26 protein-coding genes are annotated in these 25894 nt (G+C 69.4%); 5 read left to right on the plus strand and 21 right to left on the minus strand.

Annotated elements, in window-relative coordinates:
- Positions 1-113 precede the first annotated feature (113 nt).
- From EJO71_RS11095 to EJO71_RS11115, 5 genes are all read right to left on the minus strand, one after another.
- Positions 114-1088 carry a tripartite tricarboxylate transporter substrate binding protein gene (locus tag EJO71_RS11095; protein WP_125948769.1) on the minus strand — a complete coding sequence of 325 codons (975 nt, stop codon included), beginning with the start codon at positions 1086-1088 and terminating at the stop codon, positions 114-116.
- Positions 1085-2395 carry a homogentisate 1,2-dioxygenase gene (gene hmgA, locus EJO71_RS11100; RefSeq protein ID WP_125948770.1) on the minus strand — a complete coding sequence of 437 codons (1311 nt, stop codon included), beginning with the start codon at positions 2393-2395 and terminating at the stop codon, positions 1085-1087. Before hmgA ends, EJO71_RS11095 begins: the two co-directional genes overlap by 4 nt.
- A 43-nt stretch (positions 2396-2438) precedes the next feature.
- Positions 2439-2639, minus strand: a complete 201-nt coding sequence (locus EJO71_RS11105; protein WP_125948771.1) for a DUF2783 domain-containing protein — start codon at positions 2637-2639, stop codon at positions 2439-2441.
- Positions 2640-2644: 5 nt separating this feature from the next.
- On the minus strand, positions 2645-4282 hold the full coding sequence (locus EJO71_RS11110; RefSeq protein WP_125948772.1) for an FAD-dependent oxidoreductase: 1638 nt from the start codon (positions 4280-4282) through the stop codon (positions 2645-2647).
- A gap of 62 nt (positions 4283-4344) precedes the next feature.
- Entirely contained in the window at positions 4345-5304 is a 960-nt protein-coding gene (locus tag EJO71_RS11115) for an MBL fold metallo-hydrolase (protein ID WP_125948773.1), read from the minus strand.
- Positions 5305-5450: 146 nt separating this feature from the next.
- Between EJO71_RS11115 and EJO71_RS11120 the strand changes: the two genes are divergently transcribed.
- Both EJO71_RS11120 and EJO71_RS11125 read left to right on the plus strand, forming a co-directional pair.
- Positions 5451-6314, plus strand: coding sequence for an IclR family transcriptional regulator (locus EJO71_RS11120; RefSeq protein ID WP_125948774.1), 864 nt, complete (start codon positions 5451-5453; stop codon positions 6312-6314).
- A complete protein-coding gene (locus tag EJO71_RS11125; RefSeq protein ID WP_125948775.1) occupies positions 6311-7075 on the plus strand; it encodes a Sir2 family NAD-dependent protein deacetylase in 765 nt (254 codons plus the stop codon). The genes EJO71_RS11120 and EJO71_RS11125 overlap by 4 nt, the downstream gene beginning before the upstream one ends.
- 6 nt (positions 7076-7081) lie before the next feature.
- Here EJO71_RS11125 and EJO71_RS11130 read toward each other — a convergent pair whose 3' ends face one another.
- The 6 genes from EJO71_RS11130 to EJO71_RS11155 all read right to left on the minus strand — a co-directional run bounded on the left by EJO71_RS11130 (position 7082) and on the right by EJO71_RS11155 (position 12124).
- Positions 7082-7303: a hypothetical protein gene (locus tag EJO71_RS11130; RefSeq protein WP_125948776.1), complete on the minus strand. Its 222-nt coding sequence runs from the start codon at positions 7301-7303 to the stop codon at positions 7082-7084.
- A gap of 27 nt (positions 7304-7330) precedes the next feature.
- The gene (locus EJO71_RS11135; RefSeq protein WP_125948777.1) at positions 7331-8035 is read right to left on the minus strand and encodes an ABC-type transport auxiliary lipoprotein family protein; all 705 of its coding nucleotides are present in this window, start codon (positions 8033-8035) and stop codon (positions 7331-7333) included.
- 25 nt (positions 8036-8060) lie between these two features.
- Complete coding sequence (locus tag EJO71_RS11140; RefSeq protein ID WP_125948778.1) at positions 8061-9020, minus strand: MlaD family protein; 960 nt, start codon at positions 9018-9020, stop codon at positions 8061-8063.
- A gap of 16 nt (positions 9021-9036) precedes the next feature.
- On the minus strand, positions 9037-9879 hold the full coding sequence (locus tag EJO71_RS11145) for an ATP-binding cassette domain-containing protein (RefSeq protein WP_125948779.1): 843 nt from the start codon (positions 9877-9879) through the stop codon (positions 9037-9039).
- Between the two features lie 12 nt (positions 9880-9891).
- Complete coding sequence (locus EJO71_RS11150; RefSeq protein WP_125948780.1) at positions 9892-11058, minus strand: ABC transporter permease; 1167 nt, start codon at positions 11056-11058, stop codon at positions 9892-9894.
- Between the two features lie 133 nt (positions 11059-11191).
- Complete coding sequence (locus EJO71_RS11155) at positions 11192-12124, minus strand: LysR family transcriptional regulator (RefSeq protein ID WP_125948781.1); 933 nt, start codon at positions 12122-12124, stop codon at positions 11192-11194.
- 119 nt (positions 12125-12243) lie between these two features.
- Between EJO71_RS11155 and EJO71_RS11160 the strand changes: the two genes are divergently transcribed.
- Both EJO71_RS11160 and EJO71_RS11165 read left to right on the plus strand, forming a co-directional pair.
- Positions 12244-13752 (plus strand): CoA-acylating methylmalonate-semialdehyde dehydrogenase, encoded by a 1509-nt coding sequence (locus tag EJO71_RS11160; RefSeq protein WP_125948782.1) that lies wholly within the window; start codon positions 12244-12246, stop codon positions 13750-13752.
- Between the two features lie 79 nt (positions 13753-13831).
- Complete coding sequence (locus EJO71_RS11165; RefSeq protein ID WP_125948783.1) at positions 13832-15457, plus strand: GMC family oxidoreductase N-terminal domain-containing protein; 1626 nt, start codon at positions 13832-13834, stop codon at positions 15455-15457.
- On the opposite strand, the gene tetR is transcribed toward EJO71_RS11165, so the two are convergent.
- The gene (gene tetR / locus EJO71_RS11170) at positions 15405-16088 is read right to left on the minus strand and encodes a tetracycline resistance transcriptional repressor TetR (RefSeq protein WP_125948784.1); all 684 of its coding nucleotides are present in this window, start codon (positions 16086-16088) and stop codon (positions 15405-15407) included. The genes EJO71_RS11165 and tetR overlap by 53 nt on opposite strands.
- 89 nt (positions 16089-16177) lie before the next feature.
- Between tetR and tet the strand changes: the two genes are divergently transcribed.
- Entirely contained in the window at positions 16178-17398 is a 1221-nt protein-coding gene (tet, locus tag EJO71_RS11175) for a Tet(A)/Tet(B)/Tet(C) family tetracycline efflux MFS transporter (RefSeq protein ID WP_125948785.1), read from the plus strand.
- A gap of 4 nt (positions 17399-17402) precedes the next feature.
- Here tet and EJO71_RS11180 read toward each other — a convergent pair whose 3' ends face one another.
- The 9 genes from EJO71_RS11180 to EJO71_RS11220 form a co-directional block, all read right to left on the minus strand.
- Positions 17403-18668 carry a DUF6596 domain-containing protein gene (locus tag EJO71_RS11180; RefSeq protein WP_125948786.1) on the minus strand — a complete coding sequence of 422 codons (1266 nt, stop codon included), beginning with the start codon at positions 18666-18668 and terminating at the stop codon, positions 17403-17405.
- A gap of 6 nt (positions 18669-18674) precedes the next feature.
- Positions 18675-19031, minus strand: coding sequence for a YciI family protein (locus tag EJO71_RS11185; protein WP_125948787.1), 357 nt, complete (start codon positions 19029-19031; stop codon positions 18675-18677).
- 146 nt (positions 19032-19177) lie between these two features.
- On the minus strand, positions 19178-20233 hold the full coding sequence (locus EJO71_RS11190; protein ID WP_125948788.1) for an ABC transporter substrate-binding protein: 1056 nt from the start codon (positions 20231-20233) through the stop codon (positions 19178-19180).
- Positions 20234-20254: 21 nt separating this feature from the next.
- Entirely contained in the window at positions 20255-21406 is a 1152-nt protein-coding gene (locus tag EJO71_RS11195) for an FAD-dependent oxidoreductase (RefSeq protein ID WP_125948789.1), read from the minus strand.
- Positions 21403-22809 (minus strand): NAD(P)/FAD-dependent oxidoreductase, encoded by a 1407-nt coding sequence (locus EJO71_RS11200; RefSeq protein WP_125948790.1) that lies wholly within the window; start codon positions 22807-22809, stop codon positions 21403-21405. The genes EJO71_RS11195 and EJO71_RS11200 overlap by 4 nt, the downstream gene beginning before the upstream one ends.
- Positions 22806-23111 (minus strand): (2Fe-2S)-binding protein, encoded by a 306-nt coding sequence (locus tag EJO71_RS11205; protein WP_125948791.1) that lies wholly within the window; start codon positions 23109-23111, stop codon positions 22806-22808. The genes EJO71_RS11200 and EJO71_RS11205 overlap by 4 nt, the downstream gene beginning before the upstream one ends.
- 6 nt (positions 23112-23117) lie before the next feature.
- A complete protein-coding gene (locus EJO71_RS11210; protein ID WP_125948792.1) occupies positions 23118-23912 on the minus strand; it encodes an ABC transporter permease in 795 nt (264 codons plus the stop codon).
- 4 nt (positions 23913-23916) lie between these two features.
- Positions 23917-24777, minus strand: coding sequence for an ABC transporter permease (locus tag EJO71_RS11215; protein WP_125948793.1), 861 nt, complete (start codon positions 24775-24777; stop codon positions 23917-23919).
- The gene (locus tag EJO71_RS11220; protein WP_125948794.1) at positions 24774-25847 is read right to left on the minus strand and encodes an ABC transporter ATP-binding protein; all 1074 of its coding nucleotides are present in this window, start codon (positions 25845-25847) and stop codon (positions 24774-24776) included. Before EJO71_RS11220 ends, EJO71_RS11215 begins: the two co-directional genes overlap by 4 nt.
- Between the last annotated feature and the right edge of the window lie 47 nt (positions 25848-25894).

A 25894-nucleotide genomic window follows, 5' to 3' on the forward strand; every position in this document is an offset into this window, starting at 1 on the left:
AAGGGTCCAGACTCTTTCGGGGAACACCGCGGAACCGGCTTTGCCGGGCCGCAGGTGTTGCCCCCGGAAGGGGGTTGGCGGCCACACGAAGTGGGCAAGCCTGGGGGCGAGCTTTACTCTGCGGTCATGCCGGCCTTCTTGGCCACGTCGCCCAGGCGCTTGTATTCGGTCTCTGTCAGCGTCGTCAGCTCCTGTGCCGACGAACCGCGCGGCGAGAAGCCGGCCTGCGCCAGCTTGGCCTTCACGTCGGGCATCGCGAGTGCCTCGACGAAGGCTTCGTTCAGTGCCTTCACGACCGGCGCCGGCAGCTTCGCCGGGCCGTACACGCCGAACCACGGCTCCAGCGCATAGCCTTTCAGGCCTGCCTCGGCCATCGTCGGCACGTCGGGCAGCGAGGGCGAGCGCGTGGGGCCCGCCACCGCCAGCGCGCGCAGCTTGCCGGCCTGGATGTGCGGCAGCGAGGCCGGCAGGTTGTCGAACATCACGCCGATGTTGTTGCCCAGCATGTCGGTGATGGCCGGGCCGCTGCCCTTGTAGGCGACGTGCACGAGATCGGTGCCGGTCATCTGCGCGAACATCACGCCGGCCAGGTTCATCGAGGTGCCGGCGCCCGCGGTGGCGTAGGGCATGCCGGGGTTCTTCTTCGCGGCCGCGATCAGGTCGGGCACCGACTTCACGGCCGAGGCCGCCGGCACTTCGAGCACGATGGTCGAGGTGCCCAGCAGGCTGATGGCGGTGAAGTCCTTGCGCGGGTCGAAGGCCATCGACTTGTAGATGTGCGGGTTCAGCGCATTGGTCGAGATCGCGCCGAAGCCGATGGTGTAGCCGTCGGGCGCGGCCTTGGCCACCGCGTCCATGCCGATGTTGCCGCCCGCGCCGCCGCGGTTGTCGATCAGCACCGGCTGGCCCAGCTTCTCCGACACCTTCTGGCCCACGGTGCGCGCTACCAGGTCAGTGGTGCCGCCCGGGGTGTAGGGCACGATGAAGCGGATGGGCTTGGACGGATAGTCGGCCGCATGCGTGAGGAAGGGCGCGGCGAGCAGGGCCACGGCCGCTGCGCGACGCGTGAGGGTGAACACGGTCTTCATGCCTTGAATTGATCCTTGAGGCCGGCCCAGCAGTCGGCGTAGTCGGTGTCGAGCGCGGGGCTCTTCAGCGCGAAGTTCGTCGGAATGAAGCGGTAGCGGCTCTCGAACATGAAGGCCAGCGTGTTGTCCAGCTTGTGCGGCTTCAGGTCGGCGTGGGTGGCCTTGTCGAAGGCTTCCTCGTCGGGGCCGTGCGGCACCATGCAGTTGTGCAGGCTGGCGCCGCCGGGCTTGAAGCCGCCCGGCTTGGCGTCGTACTCGCCCAGCACCAAGCCCATGAACTCGCTCATCAGGTTGCGGTGGAACCATGGCGGACGGAAGGTGTTCTCCATCACCATCCAGCGCGGCGGGAAGATCACGAAGTCGCAGTTGGCCGTGCCGGGCGTGTCGCTGGGCGAGGTCAGCACGGTGAAGATCGACGGATCGGGATGGTCGAAGCTGATCGAGCCGATCACCATGAAGTGCGCGGTGTCGTACTTCACCGGCGCCAGGTTGCCGTGCCAGGCGACCACGTTGAAGGGCGACTGCTTCATCGGCGCCTGCCAGAAGCGGCCGCCGAACTTCTTGACGACCTCGTAGCCGCCTTCTTCCGATTCGAAGGCCGCCACCGGCGCCTGGAAGTCGCGTGCGTTGGCCAGGCCGTTCGAGCCGATCGGGCCCAGCTCCGGCAGGCGGAAGTGCGCGCCGTAGTTCTCGCACACGTAGCCGCGCGAAAGCCCATCGGGCAGCGCGACCTTGAAGGCCATGCCGCGCGGCAGCACCGCGATTTCGCCGGGCTTCACGTCGAGCACGCCGAGTTCGGTGGTGATGACGAGGCGGCCCTGCTGGGGAACGATCAGCATCTCGCCGTCGGCGTTGACGAAGGCGCGGCGCTCCATCGAGCGGCCGGCGAGATACATCAGCGAGCCGATGCCGACCTGCGACTCGGCATCGCCATTGGCCGCGATGGTGCGCATGCCGTCGATGAAGTCGGCTCCGGCCGCGCCGTCCAGCGGCTGCGGGTGCCAGCGCAGGGGCTCGGGCGGCAGCGCGATCTCGCGGTCGGCGCCGGTGGTCCAGTGCGCCTGCGCGTAGGGCTGGTAGCGGCCGGACACCACCGAGGGCTGGCGGCGGTAGAGCCAGGTGCGGCGGTTCTCGTGGCGCGGCGCGGTGAAGGCGGTGCCGGAGATCAGCTCGGTGTAGAGGTCGAAGGGCCCGCGCTGCGGATTGTTGCGGCCCTGGGGCAGGGCGCCGGGCACGGCCTCGGAGGCGTATTCGTTGCCGAAGCCGCTCTGGTAGCGCCGTTCGGAGGGCGGGGTTGCTTGGGTCATGTGCTTTCTCTTTCGGGAGTCGCGATTGAGGTCGGATTCGGGTCTAGCCGGCGCGCGCCGCGTCGAAGGCTTCGCGCAGCACGGCCAGCGAACCGACGTGGTTGGCCAGCACCAGCACGAGGCGCGCGTTGAAGGCATGGCTCTCCTCGGTGGAAAGCCCTTGGTGCGCCTCGATGAGCGCTTCGTAGAAGTCGTCGGGCGCTTCGAGGTTCGGCGCGGTGATGAGGTGTTGTTGCTGCTGCATGGTGTTCACGCCTTTGCCAGTGCGCGGTCGATGGCCGCGCTGATGTTCGCCGCCGTGGGCTGTCGCCAGCGCGCACACACGTGCTGGTCGGGCCGCAGGAGGTAGACGGTACCGGGTCGCGCGTCGTAGCGCTGCGTGGCGAGCTCGGCGTCGGCGCCGCTGCCTTCCACGCGAACCACGTGCAGCGGGAAGTCGCTCGCCTTCAGTGCCTGCAGGCTGCGCTCGACGGCTTGGCCCTGGCCGAACAGCAACGCGGTGAATTGCGAGACATGGCATTCGCGCAGCAGCCAGCCGGTGCTGCCATCCGCATGCACGACGGGTGCATCGGCCGCCGCGGCGCCCGGCACCATCGCGCCAGCAAAGGCCTCGTCGTCCGGCGTGTTGAGCGGCGAATCGCGCAGCACCGTGGCCACCGACAGCCGCCCGCTGTTCACCAGCGTGCGCGCGAAGGCGTGGCGCTTGGTCAGCTCCAGCACCGCGTCGCGGAAGAGGCGGCTCACCTCGCTCTTGGGCGTGATGAAGTCGGTCGCGCGCGTGGAGTTGCGGATGTTCTCGTCGGCCGCGAACTCGCGCTCGCTGGCGTAGCTGTCGAGCAGCGCGTCGGGCGCGTCGCCGCGTACCACGGCCGCGAGCTTCCAGGCGAGGTTGTCGGCGTCCTGCACGCCCGAGTTGGCGCCGCGCGCGCCGAAGGGCGACACGCCGTGCGCCGAGTCGCCCGCGAACAGCACGCGGCCGTGGCGGAAGCGCTCCATGCGCTGGCAGGCGAAGGTGTAGACGCTGGCCCAGCCGATCTGGAACTGCACGCCCTCGAAGCCGATGCTGTCGAGCAGCGCGCGCACGCGCGGCGTGATGTTCTCGGGCTTGCGCTCCTCCGCCGGGTCGGCGTCCCAGCCGAGCTGGAAGTCCACGCGCCACATGCCGTCGGCCTGCTTGTGCAGCAGCACGCTCTGGCCGGGGTGGAACGACGGGTCGAACCAGAAGCGCCGCTCGGTGGGCAGGTGCGCGTCCATCGTGATGTCGGCGATCAGGAAGCGGTCGCGGAACACGCGGCCCTTGGCTTCCTGGCCCAGCATCTGGCGCAGGTTGGAGCGCGAGCCGTCGCAGGCGGCGACGTAGTCCGCCTGCAGCCGGTAGCTGCCGTCGGGCGTTTCCACCGTCAGCACGGCGCCGTCGTCGCGCTGCTCGATGCCGGTGACCTTGTTGTTCCAGCGCAGGTCGATCAGCGGCAGCTCGGCCGCGCGCTCGACGAGGTAGCCCTCGACGTAGTACTGCTGCAGGTTGATGAAGGCCGGGCGCTCGTGGCCGGGCTCAGGCAGTAGGTCGAAGCGGTAGACCTGCTCGTCGTGGAAGAACACCTTGCCCACGTTCCACGACACGCCCTTGTCGACCATGCGGTCGCCGCAGCCCAGGCGGTCGAACACCTCGAGCGTGCGCTTGGCGAAGCAGATCGCGCGCGAGCCGCTGGAAAGAGTGTTGTCGTTGTCGAGCAGCACCACGGGCACCTGCCGCAGCGCGAGGTCGATGGCCAGCGCCAGGCCCACCGGGCCGGCGCCGACCACCACCACCGGGTGGCGGGCGGGCTCGGCCGCATCCTGGTCGACGTGGCGGCGGTAGTCGAAGCGCAGGCTCTGATAGTCGATCACGTACTTGTCTCCGTGTCTTCTCTGATCTTTTCTTCTGTCTTGCTCCTTCGGGGAGCCGGGAATCAGCCCTCCAGCGCCTTCCACATCTCGACGTCGCGCTCGGCCGTCCACACGCGCGGATCGGCATGGCCCGAGGCCTCGTCGTAGGCGCGGCTCACGTCGAAGGGCATGCAGTGGTCGAAGATCACCCACTGGCTGTACTTGGGCTTGAGCTTCTCGTAGGTGTCCTTGTAGACCGCGTTCAGGTCGCGGCCGGCCTTCACGCCTTCCTGCACGCTGGCGTACACGTCGGAGATGAAGTTGCGCGTGCCCGTCAGGCCTTCCGCCACGGCTTCGGGCGTGGTCAGCGCGGCGCCGCGGCCCGGCACCAGCGCCACGGGCTTCAGCGCGGCGATGTTGTCCAGCGTCTGCGGCCAGTCCTTGAAGTAGGCGTCGCCGGCGTACGGCGTGGCGCCGAACTCGACCAGGTCGCCCGACAGCAGCGTGCGCTCCTGCGGCAGCCAGACGACGGTGTCGCCCTTGGTGTGGCCGCGGCCGAGCTGGATCAGCTGCACCTCGAGCTTGCCCAGCCACAGCGTCATCTTGCCGGTGAAGGTCATGGTGGGCCAGGTCAGGCCCGGCGGCACCGTCTCGACGTTCTGGAACAGGCGCGGGAAGCGACCGATCTCGCTGGCCTTGTCTTCCTCGCCGCGCTCTACGATCAGGTCGCGCGTGTCCTGGCTGGCCAGGACGTGCTCGGCGCCGTAGCCAGCCGCGCCCAGCACGCGCACCGCGTGGTAGTGGGTGAGCACCACGTACTTGATGGGCTTGTCGGTCACCTCGCGGATGCGGCGCACCACGTCGGCGGCCATGGCGGGGGTGGCCTGGGTGTCGGCCACCAGCACGCAGTCGTCGCCGATCACGATGCCGGTGTTCGGGTCGCCTTCGGCGGTGTAGGCCCAGGCATGTTCCGAGATCTGGCTGAAGGTGACCTTCTTCTCTTCCATGTCGGCCTGGCTGGCGAATTTCTTGGCTTGGCTCATCGGGTGTCTCCGTCGGTGGGGTGGAATCTTGAAATTCGTCTAAGTCGAACGAATTTGCGGTTAACGAATGATCGCAGTGTAAGCCGCGGATCAGTTAATGTCTAATCCCTTCTTCATGAACGAACGACCAGAAGGCGAGGCCGGCCATGGCAGCCAGTGACAACGACCGCGCCCAGCGCGGCATCCAGAGCATCGAAGTCGGCGGCCAGCTGCTGCGCGCGCTGGTGCATCACGGCCGGCCGATGGCGCTGAAGGATCTGGCGCGCGAGGCGGACATGACGGCCGCCAAGGCGCACCCGTACATGGTCAGCTTCGGGCGCCTGGGCCTCATCGAGCAGGACCGCGCCAGCGGCCACTATCTGCTCGGCCCGCTCGCCTTGCAACTGGGGCTCATCAGCCTGCAGCAGGCCGACCCGGTGCACATCGCCACCCCGCTGATCGCCCAGTTGGCCCAGCAGATCGGCCACACCGTGGCGCTGGCCGTGTGGGGCGCGCGCGGCGCGACCATCGTGCGCACGGCCGAATCGCCCTCGCCGGTGCACGTGAACATGCGGCACGGCACGGTGTTTTCGTTGACCAACACGGCCTCGGGCCGCGTGTTCGCCGCTTACCTCGATGCCGGCGTGGTGCGCCAGTTGCTCGAGGATGAGCGCCAGCGCCAGAAGCAGCGCAAGGGCGCGGAGCCCGCGCCCGCCGCCGGCATGCCGCCGGTGCAGCCGCTGCCCTCGTGGAGCGACTTCGAGCGCCAGCTGCAGGAAGTGCGCGCGCACGGCATCAGCCGCTCCGACGGCGAGGTCATCGAGGGCGTGAGCGCCATGGCCGCGCCCGTCTTCGACCACACTGGCGCCATCGTGCTGGCCGTGACCGCCATCGGCCCGGCCGGCATCTTCGACACCGCGTGGGACGGCGAGATTTCCCGCGAACTCAAGGCCTGCGCCGGCACCGTGTCGCAGCGCCTTGGCGCCGCCGCCACGCCGCCCGCCGCGAATTCCCCCAGACCAGAGCGATGACGCCAGTCACAACAGATATTTCTTCTTCCTCTTCTTCTCCCCTCCACGCGGCCATCGAGTTGCTCCGCGATGCCCGGCGCATCGTCGTGTTCTCGGGTGCCGGGCTTTCGCGTGCCTCGGGCATCCCGACCTACCGCGACGCCGACGGCCTGTGGAAGAGCCAGAACGCGCTGCAGTTCTCCCACGCCGAAGATCTGCAGCGCGATCCCTCGGGCTTCACGAAGTTCTGGGCGCAGCGCCTGTCGATGATCGAGTCGGCGCAGCCCAACCCGGGCCATACCGCGCTCGCGCTGCTGCAGCGGCTGCGTCCCGCGACCCGGCTGGTCACGCAGAACGTCGACGGCCTGCTCACGCTGGCCGGCGGCCAGGACGTGCTCGAGCTGCACGGCTCGCTGCGCCGCTGGCGCTGCGACAACTGCGGCAACCGCAGCGGTCCCTGGCCGTTTCATCGCTGCCTGCGCTGCGGCTCGCACGCGCGGCCCGACGTGGTGATGTTCGGGGAGATGCTGAATGCCGGCGTGCTGCTCGACGCGCAGGTGGCGGCGCAGGAGTGCGATCTGTTCGTGGTGGTGGGCACCACCACCATCGTCTACCCGGCCGCCGAACTGCCGCAGACCGCGCTGGCGCATGGCGCGCGGCTCGTCACGCTGAACCTGGAACCGCTGCCGCACCTCGACGAGGCCGCGACGGTGGTGCTGCGCGGCGCGTCGGAAGACCTGCTGCCGCAGCTGCTGGCGGGCTTGCCGGGCCCGAGAGGCTGAGGGCGCTCAGCCCTTCTTGCCGCCCAGCAGCACCAGCGCCCCGCCCACCACGATCACGGCCACGCTGGCCCAGGTGGGGAAGTTGACGGTCTGCTTCTCCTTCATCGAGAACTCCAGCGGGCCGATCTTGGCCTCGTGGGTTTCCTTGGTGAAGCTGAAGCTGCCGAGGCCCAAGCCGGCGATGCCGGCCACGATCAGCAGGATGCCGATGATGCGTGTTGCGTTCATGGTGTCGATCCTCCGTCCGTTGATTGGCTACCGCCGGGGCTGCTGCTGCTGTTGCTGTTGTTGCGGGGCTTGCTGCTGAAGCTGGTCCACCCATTGCACAACTTCGGCCACCACGGCGTCGCTGGCCGAGATCAGCGACTTCACGCCGCCGGGCGCGTCGGTGCTGGGAGCGGGGCGGCGCACGGTGAAGGTGCGCTGGCCCAGCACGCGGTCGCCGCCGGGCGCGCTGCGGACCAGCGTGGCGCGCAGCCGCACAAGGCCCACGCTGGCGCTCGCCGAATCGAAGTAGTGGCTGAACTCGTCGAGCGAGATGCGCAGCGTGTCGGGCGTCTCGCCCCGGCTGCGCGAGATGGTGGCGGCCTCTTCCGGGCCGAGCACCATGCGGCGCTCCGAGAGCGTGTCGCGCAGCCGCTGGCGCAGCAGCTGCGCGGGCGGCAGGCTCCAGCGCGACTGGCCGTAGGGGCGCAGCTCGTTGGCGTCGGCGTACCCGAGCCGGTAGAGGATCTGCGTGCCGTCGAGGCGGGCATTGCTGTCGAACTCGGCCAGCGACAGCGTGGGCAAGGTGGCGGCGGCGGGCGCGGCGGCCGGTGCCGTGGCGCCGGGGCCGAAGTCGTAGAGCATGGTGCGCGCGGGCTTGTCGGGCAGCGCGCCACAGCCGGCGACAAGCAGCAGGGCGAAGCCGAGCGCGATGGTGGAAGGGGTCTTCGTCGTCAAGGAGCGAATGGCTTTCATGGTCGGTGATCCTCTCCCGTCGAGGTCAGGGCCGCGTCGCGGCCGGCGCCTGGAAGCCCGGCTCGCCCGGGCCCGCCGCCGTGCCGCCGTTGCCGAACAGCAGCGATTGCGGGTTGTCGTTGATGCTGTCCGCCGCGCGGCCCAGCCGGCGCACGGCGTGCGAGGTGTCGTCGGCCACGCGGTTCACGCGCGGCAGCGTGGCCGCGTTGAACGAGTCGACCGCCTGCGCCAGCGCCCTGGTGCCGTCGCCCAGCCGTTCCATCGGGCCGTCGGGCGCGTTCAGGCGGCCCACGGTGGTGTTGAAGTTGTTGGCCACGCGCGAGACGTCGCCGGCCGCCTTCTTCACCGACGCCAGCGTGTCGGGCAATTTGGTGAGCGCGGGGTTCAGGCCGGTCTTCACCGTGCCGTCGAGCGTCTTGAGCAGCGTGTTGGCGCTGGCCGAAGCGGCCGCGATGTTCTCCAGCGCATCGGCCGCGCGCTTCTGGTTGGGGTCGCTCAGCAGCTGGTTGGCGCGCTTCGTCACTTCCTCGACCTGGTTGATGATGGCCTCGCCGCGGTCCTGCAGCTGCGCCAGCATCGAGGGCTTGAGCGGAATGCGCGGCGGGTCGTCGTCGTTCGGCTTGAGCGAGACGGTCGATTCGCCCTTGTCGTCCAGCGCGATGAAGGCCAGGCCGGTCACGCCCTGGTAGCTCAGCGTGGCGAAGCTCGATGTGGTGAGCGGCACGCGCTCGTCCACAGTGATGCGCACGCGCACGTTGCCCTTGACCTTCGGGTCGAAGTCAATGGATGCCACCTTGCCCACCGCGATACCGCGGTAGCGCACCATGGCCTGCGGCTGCAGGCCGCTGACGGCCTCTCGCGTGGAGAGCTCGTAGATGTTGCGCACGGTGTTGTCGCGCGTGAACCAGATCACCAACGCGACGAGCGCGGCGATCAGGCCGAGCACGAAGGCGCCGGCGGCGAGGGCATGGGCCTTGTTTTCCATGGTTGCTACCTACCTTTCAGCGCGCCGCCCCGGGGGCGGGCTGCGCGGGGGATTGTCCGGCTGGCTTGTCATGCAGCGCTTCCAGGGCGCGCTGGCCGCGCCCGCCGAGAAAGTATTCGTGGATGAAGGGGTGCGGGTACGCGATGACCTCGCGCGCCGCGCCGGTGACGATCACTTTCTGGTCGGCCAGCACCGCGATGCGGGTGCTCAGGTCGAACAGCGTGTCCAGGTCGTGCGTGACCATCACCACCGTGAGGCCCAGCTCGCGGTGCAGGCCGCGCAGCAGGTCGCAGAAGCTGTCGGAGGCCTCGGGGTCGAGGCCGGCGGTGGGCTCGTCGAGCAGCAGCAGCGGCGGGTCCATGATGAGCGCGCGCGCCAGAGCTGCGCGCTTGATCATGCCGCCCGACAGGTCCGCCGGGCTCTTGTTCGCGTGCTGCGGGCCCAGGCCCACCATCTGCAGCTTCACCAGCGCCGCGTGGCGGATCAGTTCGTCGGGCAGCAGCTTCAGCTCGCGCAGCGGAAAGGCGACGTTCTCCAGCACGCTGAAGGCGGAGAACAGCGCGCCATGCTGGAACAGCATGCCCACGTTGGCCGCGCCCGAGGCGCTGAGCTCGCCGGGCTCCTGGCCCAGCACCTCGACGTGGCCGCGCGTGGGTTTCTCCAGGCCGAGGATCTGGCGCAGCAGCACAGTCTTGCCGGTGCCCGATCCGCCGACCAGCGACAGCACCTCGCCGCGGTCGATGTGCAGCTGCAGGTCGCGGTGCACCACCTGCTCGCCGTCGGCGCTCTGGAACACGGTCCACAGGCCGCGGATGTCCACCACGGTGGCGTAGCTGTCGGGGCGCACGGGCATGCTCATGGTTTCATGCCTTCACGCGCGGAAGCCGATGCCCTTGAAGAGCACGGCGAACAACGCATCGACCAGGATCACGGCCGTGATCGAGGTGACGACCGACGAAGTCGTGCCGCGCCCGAGGCTCTCGGTATTGGGCTTCACCTTCATGCCGAAGTAGCAGCCGATCAGCGCGATCAGGATGCCGAACACCGCCGACTTGGCCATGGCCAGCCACAGGTTCGAGATCGGCACCGCGCGCGGCAGCGCCGAAAGAAAGTACGAGGGCGAGATGTTGAGCGCCGCGTCGGCCGCCAGCATGCCGCCCGCGAGCGCGGCCATCGAGGTCCAGAGGCTGATGAGCGGCATGGCGATGGCCAGCGCCAGCACGCGCGGCATCACCAGGCGAAAGCCGTGCGGAATGCCCATCACGCGCATGGCGTCGAGCTCCTCGGTCACGCGCATCACGCCGATCTGCGCCGTGATGGCCGAGCCCGAGCGACCGGCGATCAGCACTGCCGCCAGCACCGGCCCCAGCTCGCGGATCAGCGAGAGCCCGAGGATGTTCACCACGAAAGTCTCGGCGCCGTACTGCCGCAGCTGCTGCGAGATCAGGTAGGCCAGCACCACGCCGATCAGCAGCCCGACCAGTGCCGTGATGTGCAGCGCCGTCGCGCCAAACTGATAGAGGTGCCCCGAGAAATCGCGCCACGGCCCGCGATGCGGCGCGCGCACCAGCCGGCCCAGGTCGAGCGCGAGCTGGCCGACGAGCATCGTGAAGTCGCGCATCACATACATGGCGCGCGGCCCGTTGTGCGAGAACGCGCGGATGCGCTCGTTCAGCGAAGGCGAGGGCTCGTCCGGCGTGGCGACGGTGTATTGCGCCACCTGGTCGAGCACGGCCTTGTGCTGCGGCAGCATTTCGAGGGTGGCCGGCCACTGGTGGCGCCAGTGTTCCCACAGCAGCTGCGCGCCGATGTGGTCGAGTTGCCCGATGGGGCGCAGGTCCCAGGCCCGGTCGTCGGCGGGTGGGGCGGCTTCCAGGCTTTTCGCCAGCGCCATCCAGGCCGGCTTGGACGACATCGCCAGCGTGGTCCAGCAGCCGCTGGCCACCGTCCACTGCCGGCCATCCTGCTCCCGCTGCCCGATGCGGGGCCACGCGCTGTCGGCGGCGGAGGCGTCGGCAGGCGATGTGGCGGGAGACATAGACACGGCAGGTGAGCGGGAAAGTTAACAAAAGCAGGGGCGCAAGCGCGCATCGTAACCGCGTGCATCCGGAGTCAAGGTGCTCCAGACCCTTCGTTCGCGTAGGGCACGACGCCGTTTCTTCATGATTTCTTCAGGGTTCGAAACCTTCCGACAACGCCTCGCGCAGCCAGCCCACGAAAGCGGTTACCGCCTGCGGCACGTGCGTGGCGTACGGGCGAATTGCATACAGCCGCTCGCCGAACGCCCCAACCGAGCGCCACTGCGGCAGCACCTGCTGCAGCTTGCCCGACTGCAGCGCCGCCTGCGCGCTGAAGTCGGGCACCAGCGCGATGCCCAGTCCGCTCAGGGCTGCGTCGCGCAGAGCCTCGCTGTTGTTCGCCACCAGCGGACCCGACACCGGCACCGTGATGCGCGGCGCCGAGGCCTTGCGGGCCTCGAAGTGCCAGGTCGGCGTTTCCTGCGCGCGCGGGTAGTGCAGGCAGTCGTGGTCGGCCAGCGCCTGGGGTTCGCGCGGCGTGCCCCGGCGGCGAAGGTAGGCGCGGCTGGCCACCAGCACCGAGCGGGTTTCGCACAGCGTCCAGGCCACGTGCGTGTCGGGCGGCGCGGCGGTGTGGCGGATGGCGAGGTCGAAGCCTTCCATTGCCAGCGAGCTGAGCCGGTCGGACAGGTCGAGCTCGATGCGCACCTCGGGCTGCGCGCGCAGGAAGTCGGCCAGCCTGGGCACCAGCTGCTGGCGCGCGAAGGCGACCGGCGCCGTCACCCGCACCAGCCCGCGCGGCACGCCCGCGAGGTCGCGCACGCCGGCGAAGCTGTGGGCGATCTGCTCGAAGGGGCCGCGCATGTCTTCCACCAGCCGCTGGCCGGCTTCGGTGAGCCGCACGCTGCGCGTTGTGCGCTGCACCAATGGCGCGCCGGCCGCGCGTTCGAGCTCGGCGATGCGCTGGCTCATGGCTGCCTTGCTCACGCCCAGGCGCAGCGCGGCGGCCGTGAAGCTGCCCTGCTGCGCGAGCACCGTGAGCCAGTGCAGGTGTGTCCAGAGCGACTCGATATTTTGGGGTTTCATGGTTCCATTGTTCGTTATTCTGAACAATAAGTTCAGTCTTCGTGACTAGGCGAGGAACAACACGCTGCCTAAACTGGCCGCACTCCTTCGTCAGCGAACCTCCTTCCAGAGCCCTCCCCATGCCTACTTCCATCGACCACTTCATCGGCGGCAAGCTCGTCGCCAACACTTCCGGCCGCACGCAGGACGTGACCAACCCCGCCACCGGCGCAGTCACCGGCAAGGCCGGCCTGGCGAATGCCGACCAGGTCGGCGCCGCCGTCGCCGCCGCGCAGGCCGCGTTCCCGGCCTGGGCCGACACTCCGCCCATTCGCCGCGCGCGCGTCATGTTCAAGTTCCTGCAGCTGCTCAACGAGCACAAGGACGAGCTGGCCCACATGATCACCGCCGAGCACGGCAAGGTCTTCACCGACGCGCAGGGCGAAGTCAGCCGCGGCATCGACATCGTCGAGTTCGCCTGCGGCATTCCTCAACTGCTCAAGGGCGACTTCACCGACCAGGTGAGCACCGGCATCGACAACTGGACGCTGCGCCAGCCGCTCGGCGTGGTCGCGGGCATCACGCCCTTCAACTTCCCGGTGATGGTGCCGATGTGGATGTTCCCGGTGGCCATCGCCGCGGGCAACACCTTCGTGCTCAAGCCCAGCCCGACCGACCCGACGCCCTCGCTGCGCATGGCCGAGCTGCTGAAGGAAGCCGGCCTGCCCGACGGCGTGTTCAACGTGGTGCAGGGCGACAAGGCCGCGGTCGACGCGCTGCTGGAGCACCCCGACGTCAAGGCCATCAGCTTCGTCGGCTCCACGCCCATTGCCAACTACATCTACGAGACCGGCGCTCGCAACGGCAAGCGCGTGCAGGCCCTGGGCGGCGCGAAGAACCACATGGTGGTGCTGCCCGACGCCGACATCGACCAGACGGTCGACGCGCTGATCGGCGCGGGCTACGGCTCGGCCGGCGAACGCTGCATGGCCATCAGCGTGGCGGTGCTGGTGGGCGACGTGGCCGACAAGATCATTCCCAAGCTCATCGAACGCACGAAGACGCTGAAGGTGCTCAACGGCGAGAACCTCGCCGCCGAAATGGGCCCGATCGTCACGCGCGCCGCGCACGAGCGCATCACCGGCTACATCGCGCAGGGCGAGAAAGAAGGCGCGAAGCTGCTGGTCGACGGCCGCCAGTTCGACGGCAACAAGGCAGGCGAAGGCTGCGGCGACGGCTTCTGGATGGGCGGCACGCTGTTCGACCACGTCACGCCCGAGATGCGCATCTACAAGGAAGAGATCTTCGGCCCGGTGCTCAGCTGCGTGCGCGTGGCCAACTTCAAGGACGCGATCGACCTCGTCAACGCGCACGAGTTCGGCAACGGCGTGAGCTGCTTCACCCGCGACGGCAACGTGGCGCGCGAATTCAGCCGCCGCGTCCAGGTCGGCATGGTCGGCATCAACGTGCCGATCCCGGTGCCCATGGCCTGGCACGGCTTCGGCGGCTGGAAGCGTTCGCTGTTCGGCGACATGCACGCTTATGGCGAAGAGGGCGTGCGCTTCTATACCAAGCAGAAGTCGGTCATGCAGCGCTGGCCCGAGAGCATCGGCAAGGGCGCCGAGTTCGTCATGCCGACAGCCAAGTAGCATCGGGCGCGGCGCGAGGGGCGCCGCGATTCCGCCCGGGAATTCCGTCGAACAAAAAAGAGAGACAAGGCAGCACGCCATGAGCGACACCCAATTCGACTACATCATCATCGGCGCCGGCACCGCCGGCTCGCTCATGGCCAACCGGCTCAGCGCCGACAAGAGCAAGCGCGTGCTGCTCATCGAGGCGGGCCGCAAGGACGACTACCACTGGATCCACATCCCGGTCGGCTATCTGTACTGCATCGGCAATCCGCGCACCGACTGGCTCTACAGCACCGAGCCCGACGCGGGCCTCAACGGCCGCGTGCTGCGCTATCCGCGCGGCAAGACGCTGGGCGGCTGCTCCAGCATCAACGGCATGATCTACATGCGCGGCCAGTCGCGCGACTACGAGCACTGGGCCGACCTCACGGGCGACGACGACTGGCGCTGGCAGAGCGTGCTGCCGGCCTTCAAGAAGCACGAGGACTTCTACCTCGGCGCCGACGAGATGCACGGCGCGGGCGGTGAGTGGCGTATCGAGAAGCAGCGCCTGCGCTGGGACATCCTCGACGCCTTTGCAGAAGCTGCTTCGCAGGCCGGCGTGCCGCACACCGCCGACTTCAACCGCGGCAACAACGAAGGCGTGGGCTACTTCCAGGTCAACCAGAAGAACGGCTGGCGCTGGAACACCGCCAAGGCCTTCCTGCGCCCGACCTGCTACGGCAGGCCCAACTTCGAGCTCTGGACTGGCGCGCAGGTCTCGCGCCTGCTGTTCGAGACGCTGCCCGACGGTACCCGCCGTTGCACCGGCGCCGAGGTGTGGAACGGCAGCGAGATGGTCACCGCGCACGCCGCGCGCGAGGTGGTGCTGAGCGCGGGCGCCATCGGCTCGCCGCAGATCCTGCAGCTCTCGGGCATCGGCCCGGCTGAACTGCTGCGCCAGCACGGCATCGACGTGGTGCTCGACGCGACCGGCGTCGGCGCCAACCTGCAGGATCACCTGCAGATCCGCGCGGTCTACAAGATCGAGGGCGCGCCCACGCTCAACGTGATGGCTTCGTCGATGGTCGGCAAGGCGAAGATCGGCCTCGAATACCTGTTGAAGCGCAGCGGCCCGATGAGCATGGCGCCGTCGCAGCTGGGTGCCTTCACGCGCAGCTCGCCCGATCGCGAATGGCCCAACCTGCAATACCACGTGCAGCCGCTGTCGCTCGATGCCTTCGGCGATCCGCTGCACAGCTTTCCGGCCTTCACCGCGAGCGTGTGCAACCTCAACCCCACGAGCCGGGGCTCGGTGCGCATCAAGAGCAGGCGCTTTGAAGACGCCCCGGCCATCGCGCCCAACTACCTGAGCACCGACGAGGACCGCAAGGTGGCGGCCGATTCGCTGCGCGTCACGCGCCGCATCGCCGAGCAGCCCGCGCTCGCCAAGTACAAGCCGCAGGAATGGAAGCCCGGCGTGCAGTACCAGACCGACGAAGACCTGGCGCGGCTGGCCGGCGACATCGCCACCACCATCTTCCATCCTGTGGGCACCACGAAGATGGGCGCCGACAACGATCCGACCGCCGTGCTCGACTCGCGGCTGCGCGTGCGCGGCGTGCAGGGCCTGCGCGTGGTGGATGCGGGCGCGATGCCCACCATCACCAGCGGCAACACCAACAGCCCTACGCTGATGATGGCGGAGAAGGCCGCCGGCTGGATCCGCGGCGCGGCTTAGCCCCGGCGGCTTCGGCCTGGCGCTCGAGGCGTGCCTTCGCGCCTTCGATCATCAGGTCCACGCCGATCTCGAACATCGCGTCGGGGCCGGCCTCGCGATAGGCGGCGAAGGCTTCAGCCAGCAAGGGGCGCGAGGCGGCGGAGGCATCGAGCACCTGCTGTCGCGCCTCGGCATCGGGCGGTGCCGCCTGTTCTTCCAGCACGCAGCCCACGGTGTAGCGGCCCAGCGCGATCAGCAGCGTCATCGCCTGCACGGCGGGCACGCCGCGGCTGACCACGGCGGCGAGCTGGGCTTCGACCATCTCCAGGTCGCCCGGGTCGGGCTCGGTGCCGGCATGCAGCCGCGCGCCGTCGCGCCGCGCCAGCAGTGCGCGCCGGAAGCTGCGCGCGTTCTCGCGCAGGAAGGTTTCCCACGATTCGCCCTGCAGCGGCAGCTTGCGCTCGTGGGTGCGGCGCAGGATCTCGCTGCTCATCGCGTCGAGCAGCGCCCGCTTGTTCTTGAAATGCCAGTACAGCGCCGGCTGCTGCACGCCGAGCCGCTCGGCCAGCAGCCGGGTGCTGAGCTTGTCCATTCCGACCTCGTCGAGCAGCGTGAGGGCTGTCTCGAGGATCACTTCGCGGTCCAGTTTCATTCGGGTGTGCTTGCCGGTATCGAGCCGGGAGGGTACTTCACGGCCTGGAATTTATCGCTGATAATTCCTTATCAACGATAAATTCCAAGATGTCTTCCACCTCGAACCCATTCGCTGGCGGGCGCCACGCGCATGCCGTGATCCTGGCGATCGTCACGCTCGACGCCGTCGGCATCAGCCTGGTCATGCCCATCGTGCCCAGCCTGCTGCGCGAGGTCGGCCACACCGGCGACCTCGGCTGGCGCTTCGGCGCCTTTCTCTCGCTCTATGCGCTGATGCAGTTCCTCTGCGCGCCCGTGCTCGGCGCGTTGAGCGACCGCTTCGGCCGGCGCCCGGTGCTGCTCGTCTCGGTGGCGGGCGCGGCCATCGATGCGCTCTTCATGGCCTTCGCGCCCTCGCTGTGGCTGCTGTTCGTCGGCCGGGCGATCGCCGGCATGACGGGCGCGAACATGGCGGTGGCTTCCGCCGCCATCGCCGACCTCACGCCCGAGAACCAGCGCGCGCGCTGGTTCGGCCGCATGGGTGCCTGCTTCGGGCTGGGCTTCATCGCCGGGCCCGCCATCGGCGGCGTGCTCGGCGACCACGGCGTGCGGCTGCCGTTCATGGCCGCCGCCGTGCTCAACGGCCTGACCTTCCTCGCGGGATTGCTGCTGCTGCGCGAGTCGCGTCCACCGGCGCTTGCGTCGCAGCCCTTCGACCGCGGCGTGCTGCATCCGCTCGCGCCGCTGCGCTGGGCCACGAGCTTTCCGGCACTGCTGCCGCTGCTCGGCGTGTTCCTGCTGCTCGTGCTCGTGGGCGAGGTCGCCGGAACGACCTGGGTGCTCTACGGCCAGGACCGCTACGCCTGGAACGGCACCATGGTCGGCTTCTCGCTCGCGGTCTTCGGCCTGCTCCATGCGCTGGTGCAGGGCTTCGCGGCGGGCCCGCTGGTCGAGCGCTGGGGCGAGCGGGCGGCCATCGCCGTCGGCACCATCGCCGACGGCACGGGCTACGCGCTGATCGCCTTCGCCACGCAGGGCTGGATGGTCATCGCGCTGCTGCCGCTGCTGTGCATGGGCGGCGTCTGCGCCCCCGCGCTGCAGGCGACGCTCTCGGCGCGCGTGGGCGAGGCACAGCAGGGGCGGCTGCAGGGCGTGCTCGCGAGCATCACCAGCCTGGCGGCGGTGTTCGGCCCGCTGCTGATCAGCCCGCTCTACTTCGCGTTCCGCACGCGCTTTCCGGGCATCGTGTGGCTGGCCGGCGCATCGCTCTATGTGCTGTGCCTGCCGGTGCTGCTGCGCAGGACAGCGCCTCAGGCGCCGGGGCGTTAAAGCCTCAGACGCCGGCAGCCACCGCAGCGCGTCGCTGAAGAAACTGCCGCACGGCCGGGTCGCGTTCGAGTCCGATCGCCAGCTGGTAGGCCTGTGCCGCCCCCGGCACGTCGCCGCAGCGGGCCAGCAGGTCGGCGCGCGCGGCCCAGTAGGGTTGGTAGTCCGCCAGCCGCGTGTCGCTGGCGAGCGCATCGAGCGCCGACAGGCCGGCCGCGGGCCCCATGGTCTGCGCCAGGGCCACCGCCCGGTTGAGCGCCGCCACCGGCGAACCGGTGAGCGCGCACAGCGCGTCGTACAGCTGTCCGACGGCCACCCAGTCGGCGCGGCCGGTGTGGCGGCGCACCGCGTGCGCGGACTGCACCGCCGCCTCCAGCTGATAGCGGCCGCCGTCATCCTGGCAGCGGCTGGCGCGCGACAGCAGCGCTTCGGCTTCGTCGATCATCGCGGCGTCCCAGCGCCGCGTGTCCTGCTCGCCCAGCGGCACATAGGCGCCCGAGGCATCGCGTCGTGCCTCGCGGCGTGCGTGCGCATGCAGCATCAGCGACAGCAGGCCCAGCGCCTCGCCTTCGTCGGGTAGCAGCGACGCGACCAAGCGGCCCAGCCAGATGGCCTCTTCCGCGAGATTGCGGCGGCGCGCGTCGGCGCCCTCGGGGTCCGACCAGCCTTCGGCGAAGGCCGCGTAGATGGCTTCGAGCACCGCGTCGAGCCGCTCGGCCAGCAGATGGCGCGGCGGCACTTCGAAGCCGATGCCGGCCTGCCGGATCTTCGCCTTGGCACGGCTCAGCCGCTGGCCCATGGCGGCGGGCGCGACCAGGAAGGCCGAGGCAATCGCCGCGGCATCGAAGCCGAGCACCACCTGCAGCATCAGCGGCGCGCGCACGCCGCGGTCGATGCCCGGATGCGCGCAGGCGAAGAGCAGGCCCAGCCGGCGATCGGGCATGCCGGACGGATCGTCCCGGCCCTCGTGTTCGTCGGCCGTCAGCTCCGCCAGCCATTGCAGGTGGGCGGCCGCGTCCTCGTCGAGCACCCGCTGGCGCACCGCGTCGACCCGGCGTCGCCGTGCCACGGTAAGCAGCCAGGCTTCGGGCGCCCGGGGCACGCCCTGCACCGGCCAGTCGGCCAGCGCGGCGGCAAAGGCTTCGGACAGCGCGTCCTCCGCGCCCGCCACGTCGTGCGTGCGGGCCGAGAGAAAGGCGACCAGCTTGCCGTAGCTGTGCCGCGCGGCCGATTCGGCCGCGCGTGCCGCCGCACGGGCTTCGTCGGCCGTCATCGGGTCTCAGTAGTCGGTGGCGGGCCAGAGCGGCCGCACCTCGACCGCGCCGTGGCTCGCGCCAGGGCAGCGCGCGGCCCAGGACAGGGCCGCGTCGAGGTCGGGCACGTCGATCAGGTAGTAGCCCCCGAGCTGTTCGCGCGTGTCGGCGAAGGGGCCGTTGAGCACTTCGGTCTTGCCGGATTGCAGCCGCACGGTGGTGGCCGTGGTCGCCGGCCTCAGCCGGCTGCTGTGGCGCATCACACCGGCTTTGCGCAGGGCTTCGCCGTAGGCGCCGTAGGCGGCCAGGGCTTCGCTCGTCTGCGCGGGGGTCAGGGCCGCGAACCCGGTGGGGTCCGAAAAGAGCAGCAGCATGTATTCCATGACGATCTTCCTTCAGGTGACGGCGCGGCACCATGCCTCGCCTGGACAATGTCGCGTGGCGCGGCGCGGTTTCGACATCGGATCACAAAAAAAGAAAAGGCCGCAAGAAAAACCTGCGGCCCTTGCGCCGGGAATGATGCGGCGGCTCAGCGCTCGATGGTCTTGTTCCAGCGTGCGTTCCAGGCCGGCCGGTTCGCGTTGATGCTCTCCCAGTCGATGGTCACGGCGGTCTTCATCCACTTGTTGATGTCGGCCACCTGCGCCGCGCCTTCGCCCACCACCGGTGCCTTGGGGTTGGTCGGAATCTGCGCGCCGTACTGAAGCACGTTGGCCTGGGCCAGCGGGCTCAGCAAAAACTCGGCGAGCTTCTGCGACAGTTCGGGCTCGGTGTTGTTGGCGATCACGCACTGGCCCACCATGAGCACCACCGCGCCTTCCTTGGGCGGCGCGTACTCGACCGGGATGCCCTTGCTCTTCATCGCGGCCACGGCCGTGGGCGTCAGCGGGAAGATAGCCGCCTCGCCGGTCTGCACCATCTCCGAGAGCTTGGCCGAGCTCGGGATGTACTCCAGCACGTTCGGCCCGATGGTGGTGGGCCAGGCCTTGAAGCCGGGCTCCACGTTCTTGTCGTTGCCGCCCTGGATGCGGTTGAACATCAGGAAGCCGTGCAGCCCGAAGGAAGACGACGACATCGACTGGAACACCACCTTGCCCTTGTACTTCGGGTCGGCCAGGTCCATCCATGACGTGGGCGCGGCCCAGCCCTTTTCCTTGAACATCTTCGCGTTGTAGGCCAGGCCCGTCATGCCCAGGCTCACGCCGCTGGCCATGTCGTCCTTGAAGCGCGCGGCCGGGTAGATCTCGCCGAGCGACTGGCTTGGCTTCTGCTTCTGGCACAGGCCCATGCCGATGGCGCGCACCATGACGCCGTCGTCGAGGAACATCACGTGCATCTGCGGCTTGTCCTTGTTGGCCTGCGCCTTCGCGAGGATGTCGGACGAAGTGCCGGGCACCACCACCACCTTTGCGCCGTAGGCTTTCTCGAAGGCGGGGAAGACGTACTGCGTGTACGCCTTCTCCATCGTGCCGCCGTTCATGCCGATGTAGAGGGTCTTGGTCTGCGCGGCGGCGCCGCCGGCTGCCGCGAGCAACGCCGCGGCGAGAGGGACGAGAAGGAAAGAAGACTTGGCAGTGCGGGACATGGCGATGCTCTCCAATCAGGGTCAGGTGGGGGAAACGGTGAGGGATTCTTCGGCGACGCTGTCGAAGCGCTCGATGGCGAAGGCGTCGATAGGTGTCTCTGTGCGGCCGTCGCGCGCGAGTTCGGCCAGCACCTCGCCGGCGGCGGGGCCGATCTGGAAGCCCGCGCCCGCGAAGCCGAAGCCGTGGAACAGGCCGGGCGTGGTGCGGCTGGGCCCGAGTACCGGCTCGCGGTCGGGCAGGTAGCCTTCGGTGCCGCCCCAGGTGCGGATGATGTGGGCATGGCGCAGCGCGGGAAGCAGTTCCACGGCCTGAACCGCGAGCGTGGCGATGCCGTCGCGCTCGGCGCGCGAGCGTTCGGCATCGAGCGTGATGCCCGTGCCGCCGCCCAGCACCACGTTGCCGCGCGCGACCTGCCGGCAGTAGATGCCGCCGCCTTCCACGCCGAGGCTCCATTGCATGAAATGCGGCACCGGCTCGGTCACAGCCATCAGCGGGCTGCGCGCGAACATCGGCGGCGCCTCGCCGAACTGGCTGGCGATGGCGCCGGCCCAGGCGCCCGCGCAGTTGAGCAGCACCGGCGCCTGCACTTCGAGCGCGTTGCCGCTGCGCACCATGAACATCGCGCCGTCGTGCGCCACCTCGTCGACCTTGTGGCGTTCGAAGACCTGAGCGCCCGCGCGCTGTGCCGCGAGCGCGAAGGCCGGCGACACGAGGCGTGGATTGGCTTGTCCGTCTTCCGCGCACAGCGAGCCGCCCACGGCGCGCGTGCCGAGCCACGGGCATTGCTCGCGCAGGCGCGCGGCGGAGATCAGCTCCAGCCCCAGGTCGAAGTCGCTGCTCAACGCGCGGTAGCGTTCGAGCGAGGCCATGTCCGATTCGCTGCGCGCGATCTTGAAATGGCCCGAGCGGATGTATTCGCCGTCGGTGCCCAGCAGCCCGGCCAGGTTGCCCCAGATGCGATGCGCGCGCTGCGCCAGCGGCAGCTGGCTCACCGGCCGGCCCTGGCGGCGAACGCCGCCGTAGTTGACGCCGCTGGAACGCGAGCCGCAGAGGTCGCGCTCCAGCAGCACCACGCCGAGGCCCATGCGGCGCAGCGCCAGCGCGGCGGAAGAACCGACGATGCCGCCGCCGACGATGGCTACGTCGGTGCGCAGCTTCCTGATCGAACTCATGCGCCGCTCCCTTCGGCCGGCACGAGCCTGATCGGAATCGGCTTGATCGGCGCCTGCCCGCGCAGCCGGCCCACCTGCTGCAGCGGTTGCCGCGTCGCATGGGCGAGGATCTCGGCCGCCGCCGCGCCGCACATGCGGCCCTGGCAGCGGCCCATGCCGACGCGTGACAAAGCCTTGAGGCGGTTCATCTCGTCGGCGCCGGTGTTGGCGATGGTCTGGCGCAGCGTGCCGGCGGTGACGTTCTCGCAGCGGCAGATCACGAGGTCGTCGCTTGCATGCGCAGCCCAGTCCTGCGGTACTGGGAAGGCGCGTTCGAGGCCTTGGCGGAATCCGGCGAGCCTGTCGAGCTTGCGTTCGAGTTCTGCAGCACGCGCGGTGTCGATGGCGATACCTGCGTCCGCCAGCAGCGCCAGCGCCGCGCGCTCGCCCGCCCATTCGGCCGCGTCCGCACCCATGATGCCGGCGCCGTCCCCTGCGAGGTACACGCCCTCCACGCTGGAGCGCCCCGCCGCGTCGCGCACCGGCAGGTGCGCGCGGTGCAGCGGTGCGTACTCGAAGCGGCAGCCGAGCAGATCGGCGAGCTGCGTTTCGGAGCGCAGCGCGTAGCCGAAGCCGACGGCGTCGCATGCCACTGAGCGCTCTTCATTGCCGTCCTGCCATGCCACGCCGGTGACGCGGCCCTGCGCCTCATCGCCGAGCACGCGCAGCGGACGCACGCCGCTGTGCAGCGCCACGCCGTGCGTGCGCAGCCAGCCCACGTAGTACATGCCCTTTGCGAGCACGGCAGGCTGCGCCAGCATCGCAGGCGCGGCGGCGATCTGGTCGGCGAGGCGCGCCGTGTCGAGCACCGCGGCCACGTCCACGCCGGCCTTCGCATATTGATAAGCCACCAGGTAGAGCAGCGGCCCCGTGCCCATGAACACCACCCGCCGCCCGATGGCGCAACCCTGGAACTTGAGCGCGACCTGCGCGCCGCCCAGCGTGTAGACGCCCGGCAGCGTCCAGCCCGGCACGGGCAGCACGCGGTCGGTGGCGCCCGTCGCCACGATGAGATGGCTGTAGGGCACGCGGCGGTTGCCGAGCGTGGGGTTGTGCATCACGTCGAGCACCTTGTCCTGCGCGTTCCACGCGAGGCTGTCGGGGTGGTGCTCGATGCTGCCGCGCAGCGCGTCGAAGGCCGCGTGCACTGCGTCTGCGCGCTTCGATTCGAAGCCGTAGAGCGTTCGCGCGGTCCGCTGTGCGAGGCTTACGGGCGGGCGGCGGTAGATCTGGCCGCCGGCGCGCGGGGCCTCGTCGATCACCACGGGCCGCAGGCCATGCGCCACCAGCGCCTGCGCCGCGCGCACCCCGGCCGGGCCGGCACCGACGATCACGGGGCGGATCTCTTTTGCCGTCGCGGTCATGCGCCGTTCCTTCCGGTGACCAGCGTCATGCCCGGCGCGATGAAGGTCGAGCAGGCGCGAAACCGATCGCCTTCGCTCGTGGAGATCCAGCAGTCCTGGCAGGCGCCCATCATGCAGAAGCCCGCGCGCGGCTGGCCGCTGAACTCGTTGCGGCGCAGCTGGCCGCACTGCGTGAGCACGGCGGTCAGCACGGTGTCGCCGGCCAGGGCGCTCGCGGGTTCGCCGTCGAGCGTGAAGGGCACGGCCTCGCGGCCGGTCTTCTCGGCTACGCGGTGAAGCAATGCGTGTGCAGTCATGGTCATCTTCATTTATCTGCGCCCCACCAGCACGCGGTCGAGCCCGTACACGCGGTCGAGCAGCACCATCGCGAAGGCGGTCACCGCGACCATCAGCGCCGACACCGCCGCCATCAGCGGGTCGATCGACTCCGTCGCATACATGTACATGCGCACCGGCAGCGTGACCGTGCTCGGCGAGGTGACGAAGATCGACATCGTCACTTCGTCGAAACTGTTGATGAACGACAGCATCCAGCCGCCCGTCACGCCCGGCAGGATCATCGGCAGCGTGATGCGCCTGAACACCGTGGCCTGGCTCGCGCCCAGCGAGAGCGCGGCCTGCTCGGCGCTGCGGTCGAAGCCCACCAGCGCAGCCACCACCAGGCGCAGCGTGTAGGGCGTGACGATGAGCGCATGCGCCAGCACCAGCCAGCCGAAGCTGCCCGCCCCGCCCACCAGCGAGAAGAGGCGCAGCAGCGCCACGCCCAGCACCAGGTGCGGCACGATCAGCGGCGAGAGGAACAGGCCGTTGAGAAAGTTGCGCCCCGGGAACTCGTAGCGTGTGATCGCCATGCCGGCCGGCACAGCGAGCAGCGTGGCGATGGTGGCCGAGCTCAGCGCGAGCCACAGGCTGTTCCAGAACGACTGCATGAAGTCGGGGTGCGCGAACACCGCCTCGAACCAGCGCAGCGAGAAGTGCGTGGTCGGAATGGTCAGCGTGTTCTCGGGCGTGAACGCCACGACGCACACCACCACCAGCGGTGCCAGCATGAAGACGATGACGAGCGCGTTGAACGCGAGGGCGATGGGGCCGTTCTTAGTCATGGCTTCAGCCCAGCGCTTTCTTGTAGCGGCCTTCGACGAGGCGGTTGTAGCTCAGCATCACGACGAGGTTCGCTACCAGCAGCACCAGCGCCACGGCCGCACCGAGCGGCCAGTTGAGCTCGCTCAGGTATTCGTCGTAGACGATGGTCGCGACCATCTTCAGCCGGCGTCCGCCCAGCAGGCCCGGAATGGCGAACGAGCTCGCGGCCAGGCCGAACACGATCAGGCTGCCCGAGAGAATGCCCGGCATCACCTGCGGCAGCACGATGCGCCGCAGCGTGGTGAAGGGCGTGGCGTTGAGCGAGAGGGCAGCGTTCTCGACACCCGGGTCCAGCTTCTGCAGCGAGGTCCACACCGGGATCACCATGAAGGGCAGCATCACGTGCACCAGCGCGATGACCACGGCCGCGCTGGTGTAGAGGATCTTCACCGGCCCGATGCCGACGAACTGCAGCAGCGCGTTCACCGCGCCCTCGGGGCCCAGCAGCATGCTCCAGCCGAAGGCCCGCACCACCACCGACACCAGCAGCGGTGCCAGCACCACCAGCAGCAGCGCCGAGCGCCAGGGGTTGCGCATGCGGCTCAGCACATAGGCCTCGGGCGCGCCGACCAGCACGCAGATCAGCGTGACCAGCGCGGAGACCCAGAAGGTGCGCCAGAAGATGCCGAGGTAGTAGGAGTCGGAGAACACCAGCGCGTAGTGCGCGAGCGTGAACTCGCCGGACTTCGGGCCGGTGGCCGGGTCGTACACGTTGAACGACAGCACCGCCGTGAGCGCGAGCGGCACCAGCAGCAGCACGGTGAACAGCACCAGCGCAGGGCCGGAGAGCCACCACGGGGTGGCTTTGCTCTTCGTGGCGCTCATGCTGCGACGGCCTTTTCTTCCGCAGGCAGCAGCCGCATGCAGTGAGCCGGCCAGTCGATGCCGGTGCGGCTGCCTTCCTCGAGCGCTTCGCGCCCGTCGTTGGGGCTCAGCACCGTGAGTTCGCCCACGGCGGTCGCCACGCGGTAGAGCCACTGGCTGCCGAGGAAGAAGCGCTCCTGCACCTCGCCGTCGAGGCGGCCCCGGCCCGGCGGCACCAGCTGGAGTTTTTCGGGCCGCACGCTCAGCAGTGCGGCGGCGTCGACGCTGAAGCCGGTGTCGTCCACGTCGAGCGAGAGCGCGCCGACTTCGACGCAGGTGCGCGTGGCGCCGCTGTTCGAGACGCGGCAATCGAGCAGGTTGGCCTTGCCCACGAAGGTGGAAATGAAGCGCGTGCTCGGGTGTTCATACACGCGCTGCGGATGATCGATCTGCGTGGCGCAGCCGCCTTCCATCACCACCACGCGGTCGCTGATCGACATGGCCTCGCTCTGGTCGTGCGTGACCATCACCGTGGTGGTGCCGACCTTGCGCTGGATCTGGCGCAGCTCGAACTGCATCTCCTCGCGCAGCTTGGCGTCGAGGTTGGACAGCGGCTCGTCCAGCAGCAGCACCGGCGGCTCGATCACCAGCGCGCGCGCCAGCGCCACGCGCTGCCGCTGGCCGCCCGAAAGCTCGCGCGGGTAGCGCCCGGCATGCGCTTCGAGGTGCACCAGCGCCAGCGCCTGCTTCACCCGCTCGGTGCGCTCGGCCTTGGGCATCTTGCGCATCTCCAGGCCGAAGCTCACGTTGTCGGCCACCGTCATGTGCGGGAAGAGGGCGTAGGTCTGGAACACGATGCCCAGCCCGCGCGTGTTGGCCTTGGCATGCGTGATGTCCTTGCCCGCGAGCTCGATGCGGCCGCTGCTCACGGCCTCGAAGCCCGCGATCATCTGCAGCGTGGTCGTCTTGCCGCAGCCCGAGGGGCCGAGCAGCGAGACGAACTCGCCCTTTTCCACCGTGAGGTTCATGGCCGACACCGCGCGGGTGGCGCCATAGAACTTGGTCACGTCGGTGAGCCGGAGGAATGACATGGAACGGGCCTTTCTTCGGGGGCGAAAAAGATGGCTCCAGGCACCTT

Source organism: Variovorax sp. 679, from assembly GCF_003952185.1.
In the GTDB taxonomy this organism is placed as follows: domain Bacteria; phylum Pseudomonadota; class Gammaproteobacteria; order Burkholderiales; family Burkholderiaceae_C; genus Variovorax.